This is a genomic window from Actinoplanes utahensis (genome assembly GCF_016862455.1).
GTDB lineage: Bacteria > Actinomycetota > Actinomycetes > Mycobacteriales > Micromonosporaceae > Actinoplanes > Actinoplanes utahensis.
Genome location: NZ_BOMZ01000018.1, coordinates 119,337 through 126,877 on the forward strand (window position 1 = coordinate 119,337; position 7,541 = coordinate 126,877).

The 7,541-nt window shown below is 71.0% G+C and carries 4 protein-coding genes; 1 reads left to right on the top strand and 3 read right to left on the bottom strand.

All coding sequences use genetic code 11. The annotated features are described in order from the left end of the window. Positions 1-45 precede the first annotated feature (45 nt). Positions 46-1,746 (top strand): cellulase family glycosylhydrolase, encoded by a 1,701-nt coding sequence (locus tag Aut01nite_RS06165; RefSeq protein WP_043521883.1) that lies wholly within the window; start codon positions 46-48, stop codon positions 1,744-1,746. Between the two features lie 76 nt (positions 1,747-1,822). On the opposite strand, the gene Aut01nite_RS06170 is transcribed toward Aut01nite_RS06165, so the two are convergent. The 3 genes from Aut01nite_RS06170 to Aut01nite_RS06180 form a co-directional block, all read right to left on the bottom strand. Beyond that, a complete protein-coding gene (locus tag Aut01nite_RS06170; RefSeq protein ID WP_043521881.1) occupies positions 1,823-2,440 on the bottom strand; it encodes a DUF6518 family protein in 618 nt (205 codons plus the stop codon). Positions 2,441-2,591: 151 nt separating this feature from the next. Then, positions 2,592-5,591: a glycoside hydrolase family 3 C-terminal domain-containing protein gene (locus tag Aut01nite_RS06175; protein WP_043521880.1), complete on the bottom strand. Its 3,000-nt coding sequence runs from the start codon at positions 5,589-5,591 to the stop codon at positions 2,592-2,594. Between the two features lie 936 nt (positions 5,592-6,527). Beyond that, positions 6,528-7,379, bottom strand: a complete 852-nt coding sequence (locus tag Aut01nite_RS06180) for a MerR family DNA-binding transcriptional regulator (RefSeq protein WP_043530422.1) — start codon at positions 7,377-7,379, stop codon at positions 6,528-6,530. Positions 7,380-7,541: the final 162 nt, after the last annotated feature.

Consider the following 7,541-nt stretch of genomic DNA (forward strand, 5'->3'; position numbering starts at 1 on the left):
CGCTCCCGAATCCCGATCCTCCCGCCCGTCCTCGCTAGGAGCGTCATGACGCGACTACTCGGCAGACTGCTCGCGCTCGCCCTGATCGCCACCGGGGTGGTATGGGCCACCCCGGCACAGGCCACCCCGGCGCGGGCCGCGCCGTCGGCCGCCGCGATAACCCGGGCGATGCAGCCCGGCTGGAACCTGGGCAACACCTTCGATGCCACCGGAGCCGACGAGACCTCGTGGGGCAATCCGCGGGTCACCCGCGAGCTCCTGGCGAACATCCGCGGACAGGGCTTCAAGAGCATCCGCATCCCGGTGACCTGGGGCCGGCACCAGGGCCCGGCGCCGGACTGGACGATCGACCCCGCCTACCTGGCCCGGGTTCAGGAGGTGGTCGGCTGGGCGCTCGACCAGGGCTTCTACGTGATGATCAACATTCATCACGACTCGTGGCAGTGGATCAACACGATGCCCACCGACCACGACACCGTGCTCGCCCGCTACAACGCGATCTGGACGCAGGTGGCGACAGCCTTCCGGGACACGTCCCCGAGGCTGGTCCTGGAGAGCGTGAACGAGCCGCAGTTCGCCGGCAGCTCCGGCGACGCCGAGAACTACGCCCTGCTGGCCGAGCTGAACGCGTCCTTCCACCGGATCGTGCGCGGCACCGGCGGCGGCAACACCACCCGGGCGCTCATCCTGCCGACCCTGCACACCAACGCCGACCAGGGCCGCCTCGACGCCACCGTCGCCGAGTTCGCCGCCCTGAACGACCCGTACCTGATCGCCACCGTGCACTACTACGGGTACTGGCCGTTCAGCGTCAACGTCGCCGGCGGCTACCGGTTCGACGAGACCGCCCAGCAGGAACTGCTCGGCACCTTCCAGCGGCTGCGTGACACGTTCGGTGCCCGGGGCATCCCGGTGATCCTCGGCGAGTACGGCCTGCTCGGCTTCGACCGTCACACCGGCACCATCGAACAGGGCGAGAAACTCAAATTCTTCGAGCTCTTCGGCCACCAGGCGCGGGTCAGCGGGATCACCACGATGCTGTGGGACAACGGGCAGCACTTCGACCGTACCGCCGGGGTCTGGAGAGACCGCGAGCTCTTCGCCCACATCTCCACCAGCTGGCACACCCGCAGCGGCACCGCCGCGAGTGACGTCCTCTTCGTGCGCCGTTCCGCCCCGGTCACCGCCCGGACCATCACCCTCAACCCCAACGGCACGGGTTTCACCCACGTCCGCCTCGGCGACACCACCCTGCGCCGGGGCCCCGACTACCAGGTGTCCGGCGATCAGCTCACGCTCAGCGCGGGGTTGCTGCAGAGACTCACCAAACCTGCGGGGTACGGGGTGAAAGCGTCCCTGACCCTCCGGTTCTCCCGGGGCGTCCCGTGGCGGCTCGACATCGTCACCTTCGACACGCCGTCCCTGTCGGCTGCCACCGGAACGACCGCCGGATACGCCATCCCGGCCGTCTTCAACGGTGACCGTCTCGCCACCATGACGGCGACCTATGCGGACGGCAGCAACGCCGGCCCGCACGGGTGGACGGCGTACAAGGAGTTCGACCGGGCCTTCGCCCCCGACTACACCGCCGGCACGATCCGCCTGACCCCGGAGTTCTTCGCCGAGGTCACCGAAGGCGCACCGGTCACGCTGACCTTCGTCTTCTGGAGCGGTGAGACCGTCGCCTACCGGGTGACCCGCACCGGCGACACGGTCACCGGAACCCCCGGGACCGACGCCGGCTGACCGGATGTCCGGGCGGCGCGACGGCCGGGCCACCGTCGCGCCGCCCGGGCGCCTCTGCCGTTCCGCCTCGTCTCGATCAGCGGAACGAGGCGAGAGTCAGCAGCAGCCAGCCGCCCGCGGTCAGCGGAACCGACCAGGCCAGAGTCAGGAGACGGTCCCGCCGGGTGCGGGCCACCAGCATGGTGATCAGCAAGCCCAGGACGAAGACCAGCGAGGCGTACGCCCCTTGCTCGCCGGCCTCGTAGCCCGGCTCGCCGATCCGGCGGAGGTGGACCAGGCCTTCGGCGAACAGCACCGCCGCCGGAAGAGCCAGAGCCGGCAGCCGCAGCGTCCCGGGCGTGCGGGCCAACACCCCACCGCCACCGAAGACCACACCGGCGACCACCCCGAAGCCCATCCACGCCAGCGCCACCGTGTTGTAGAGGTTGCTCCAGTCGTCGTTCTGGATCAGTGCGGCGGCCAGGTAGTAGCTGGGCACCGCCACCACCAGGCAGACGATCGCCGCGGCGATTCCGGCGGGCAGGCGCCAACGGTGGAGGTACGTCAGCAGGAACGCGGCCACCGCCCACACGGCCAGGGAGTTACCCAGATCGCCCACCGGGGACGGCAGGTACTTGATCCAGACGAAGTCCAGAAACCCCAGCAGGAAGCCCGCCATCGGGGCCACCACGGCCGCGTTCCGCTTGATCGTCATGAGTGAACAGCCTAGAAGCGACCGGCCCCGCCCGGATCCGATCGAGGGCAGAGCACAGTCGGCCGAAAGGCAGATCCCCCGCATCCCGAAGCGGCCTTCGTGAACCGGCGGGGATGCCCGTCGGCCCGGCGCCGGCCCGACGGGGTGTTCGTCAGGCGTGGAAGGACAGGGTGGCGACGGTGATTCCGGGGGTGTCGAAGAGGACGAACAGGGCATGCTGCCCGGAGGTCGGCGGGACCGGGGCGGAGACCTCGGCCGGCTCACCGCCCGACGTGGTCAGGGTGGCCAGGATCGGGCCGGTGAACGGGTCGTCCAGGCGCAGCACGACGGAGGACTCCGTATCGGCGGAGAGGACGGCCCGGACGGTGGTGACCGAGTCGTCGAAGTCGACGTCGTCGAAGACCGCCCAGGCGCCGGGTTCGGTGCCGCGCAGCGCTTCCAGGGGATGTGCCGGGATGGCGACGGGGGTCGTTCCCGCGTACCCATCGTTGTCGATCATCCGCAGCACGGACCGCGGGGAGCGAGGCGGAATGCGTTCGCCGTGGACGCGTAGCGTCGTGGCCAGGCGCCAGTCGGTGCTGGAGCGGCCGACAGCGACGGTGTGCGTGGCGTCCTCGATCACCCAACGGGACCGGGTCACGTCCCAGAACGCCAGCTCCGCGGCCGGGAGCAGCAGTTCCACCGTGGATCGTTCGCCGGGTTCGAGGTGCAGGCGCCGGTAACCGCGTAGGCGCCGTAACGGCTGCTTCACCCGGGACCGCTGCTGCCGGGTGTAGAGCTGCACGACCTCGACGCCCGGCCGGTCGCCGGTGTTCACCACGTCGACGGTGACCGTGACCTCGCCGTCCGGGTTGATGGCGTCCGCGCTGATCCGCAGGTTCTCGTAGTCGAACCGGGTATACGACAGGCCGTGACCGAACGGGAAGAGCGGCGTGCCACGGTAGTACAGGTACGTCGCGTCGGTGGCGATGATGTCGTAGTCGAGCAGGTCCGGCAGTTCGCTCGCGTCGGCGTACCAGGTCTGGGTGAGCCGGCCGGCCGGATCCACCGGGAGCCCGCCCGGGTCACTGCCGAAGAGGACATCGGCGATCGCGGCGCCGTGCTCCTGACCGCCGTGCGCCGACCACACCAGGGCCGGCAGGTTCTCCCGGGCCCAGCCCACCGCGTACGGGTAACTGCTGGCCAGCGTCAGCACGGTCCGCGGGTTCGCCGCGTGCACGGCCCGAAGCAGATCGTCCTGGGTGCCGGGAAGCGCGAGATCGCGCCGGTCCGCGGTCTCCCGGCCGGCGACGAGGGGATGGTTGCCGAGTGCCAGCACCACCACGTCGGCCCCGGCCGCCACCGCCGCGGCCGCGGCGACCCCGTCGACGAGCAGGTCCACGGTGAAGACGGCGGCCTCGTCGATCCGCTCCGCCGCGGTACGGACCAGCCCGTCCGGCCCGGCGGCCAGGTAGCGGCCGCTCTGCACATGACGCACCGCCAGCCCGGCACCGGACGGCTCGAAGCGGAACGTCTCCCGGACCTCCCAGCCGTTCGGGCCGGGCCGGTCGTCGACGAGCAGGTGCGACTCGGGACCGAGACCGTCCGCGCCGACGAACCGGCCGCTCGCCACCGCCCGCAGCGAGAACGTCTCCTCGCCCCAGTCGAGCACGTCGAAGAGCGCCGCGTCGGGAACGTCGAACGCCGCCCCGTCGGGAACGTCGAAACCCGCCGTTCCGGTGGCGTCGAAACCCGCCGTGTCAGTGGCCTCGAAAGCCGCCGTGCCGGAAACGTCGAAAGCCGCCCTCCCGGCACTGTCGAGAAGTGCTGTGCCGGCACTGTCGAGGAGCGCTGATCCGGGCGTGTCCGAGGCCGGGACGACCCGGAGCGGGCCGTCGCCGACACTCAGGAAACCGGCCTCGCACCGCAGCGCCACCCGGTCGGTGCCCTCATGGTGAAGGACCTCACCGGCACGTTCGGCGATGGCGTCGCGCAGGGTGCGGCGGTACGGCGGGGTGCCGCTGTACCAGTCGTCGAAGGTGGTGTCGGCGAGCGGGCCGATCACCGCGATCCGGCCGGTGGATGCCGGGTTCAGCGGCAGAATGCCGTCGTTGGCGAGCAGCACGACCGAGGCGCGGGCCGACTCCCGGGCCAACAGCCGGTGCTCCGGGCAGTCGATCACTTCGGGGCCGGTGTCCCGGTACGGGTCCTCCTCCGGATTGAACTCGCCCAGCCGGACCCGTACCGACAGGATGTGCCGGACCGCGGCGTCCACGTCGGACTCGGTGATCAGCCCACGCTCCAGTGCGGCGGTGAACGACTCCTCGGAGAGCGGCCCCGGCTCGGTCACGCAGTCGATGCCGGATTTCAGGGCGGCCGCGAACCCGGCCGGGTGGTCGGCGAAGCACTGCTGGTCACCGGCGAGGTTCTGCACCGCGTACGCGTCACCGACCACCAGAACGTCGTCCTCGGCCCAGCCCCGCAGCACCTCGTTGATCAGCGGGCTGAGGTGGGTGGGCCGGCCGTTGATCAGGTTGTAGGAGGCCATCACGGCGACCGCGGCCCCGGCGGCCAGAGCCGGGCGGAAGGCGGGCAGTTCATATTCCTGCAGCACCCGCGGCGGCATGTTGCTGGAGGTCAGGCAACGGTCGGTCTCGTTGTTGTAGCCGAGGAAGTGCTTCACCGTGGGGGCGGTGCGCAGCCAGCGCGGGTCGTCGCCCCGAAGACCGCCGGAGTACGCCGTGCTCAGCACCCCGGTCAGCCAGGGGTCCTCGGCGTAACCCTCCTCGTTGCGGCCCCACCGGGGGTCGCGGAGCAGGTTCACCACCGGGGCCCAGACGTTGAGGCCGACGTTCTCCGGATCGCGGTGGTGCATGGCGCGGACCTCGGTGCCGACGGCCGTGCCGACGCGGCGAAGCAGGTCCGGGTCCCAGCTGGAGGCGAGGCCGACGGCCTGCGGGAAAGCGCTTGCTGTGCCGAGCCACGCTACGCCGTGCAGCGCTTCCGTGCCGGTCCGGAAGGAGGCGACGCCGAGTCGCGGGACGGCGGCCTGGTACTGGTGCAGGAGGGCGATCTTCTCCGCCACGTCGAGCCGGCCCAGAAGGTCGGACACTCGCGCGGCGAGCTTCTGCTGCGGGTCGCGAAAGACGATGCGAGAGGGGGATGCGGTCACAACGTGTTCCTTCGGGCCGAGCCGCGTTGTCGAAGCGCTTCGACAACGCGGCGAAAGAAGCCTCCGCGAGTGGGTTTCGCGAATGTTTCGGACGGAGTTCCCTGAGGCTCGCACCACAGTTACGCCTCGGTCAAGGCACAGCCGCCATGTTTGGTCATCGATTGTTACCAGCCGCGCGCCCCCGGATCCGGACCGGCGGGTGACCCGCAGCCCACTCGAGATTGCAGATCACCAGGTCGTTTCGGGGTTGGGGCAGCCCTCGAAAGACGGTTGCGCCTGGCCGTGGCGACGTCTCGTCAGGAACGCGGTATCCCGGCGACACCGCGACGTGGCCTCGGTGGGGCGTTTCTTCAGGGGGGTGGTGTCCTGGCGGCACTACTGCGACGTGGCGGCGGGGAGGAGTTTCTGAGGGGAGCGTGGTGTCCCGGCGGCACCGCGACGTGGCGGCGGGGAGGAGCTTCTTAGGGGCGTGGTGTCCCGACGGCACCGCGACGTCGAGATTCCTCAAGAGGTGATGGCGGCGTGACGGCCACGGCTAGCATTCCGGACCGCCCCGGACCGCCCCGGACCGCCCCGGACCGCCCCGGACCGCCCCGGACCGCCCCGGACCGCCCGGGCCTGGGCCCGCTCCGGACCGCCCGGGCCCGGGGCCGCCCGGACCGCCCTCGACCGCCCCGGGCGCCGCTCGTGCACGCTCGTCACGGTCACCTTCCGGCTGGTTGTCACTGGTGACTCGAAAGTCGGCCATCACCGCAGCTCATGCCTTGATCGAAGACGTTGTGCCGACCGCGCCCAGCGGCCGACTCTCACGCACGGCACGGGCGTCGCAAGGACACAGATGGCTGTCTCAGCAGCGCTGAGACAGCGCCCAGACCCAGCCGGACCAACCGCAACCGACCCGGAACCGCTCCACGCCCGCATCCGGCGGAACAGTGGTCAGGAGACGGGGGTGTCCTGGTCTCGGCGGCGCAGTGGCACGGCGAACTCGACGCCGCTTCCTTCTCCGGTCTCGTCCATCGTCACGATCTGCCGCCCCATCGACAGATCGGCCACCACGCCGCGCCGCTCCACCTCGGCCAGCAGAGCGAGCAGAGCGGGGTGAGCCGCGCCATCGATCATCGGGGCCTGGTCGTCGTGGCGCCAGGCGACCGACAGCTCCGGGCCCGCGGGCGTCTCACCCACCATCACGGTGTGGCCGGGCACGGACCAGCCCTCGGGTGGCGGCCCGGCGACGGGCCAGCAGCACACCAACTCGAGAACCGATCCATCCTCCGACATCCGTGGAACCGACCAGCACTGACCTGTCGGTTTGCGGCCCACCGCGGCAAGCGCATGCCATGACGCGGTGAACGCCTCGTTGGCCTGCTCGGTCGCTGTCTCCTCATCCGTCTCCGGATCCATCGGAAGCACGACGCCGACCCATGGCTGGGCGGCGACCTCACGCTCCCGCAGATCCCAGGCGCGTGCGGGAGCCGTCAGGTAAGCCCAGGCGGCGGCGAGGGCCGCGTCCTGACGCTCCCGCTCCGCCATGACCCGGGCACGGAACTCGGCCAGGACATCCTCCGCCGGCTCGCCTTTCGTCAGGATGCGCGCGGCGTCGGCCAGGCCGACCCCGGCCCGTCGCAGCGCGACGAGCTGAACCGCCGGGACGAGTTGGGCAGCGGTGTATCGCCGATAGCGGGACCAGGAGTCCACACAGGCCGGCTCCAGCAGGCCCTGCTCGTCGTACAGCCGGAGGGCTTTCACACTCAAACCGGTCAGCTGGGCGACTTCCCCGATCGTCATCATGCTTCGAGTGTGTGGCCTGCCCCAAGGGGAGAGTCAATCCGAGCAGGAGGCCCGGGGAGGTGCTCCTGAGCGGGAGGCCCGGGGAGGTGCTCCTGAGCGGGAGGCCCGGGAGGCGCTCCTGAGCGGGACCGCCCGGGGAGGCGCTCCTGAGCGGGACCGCCC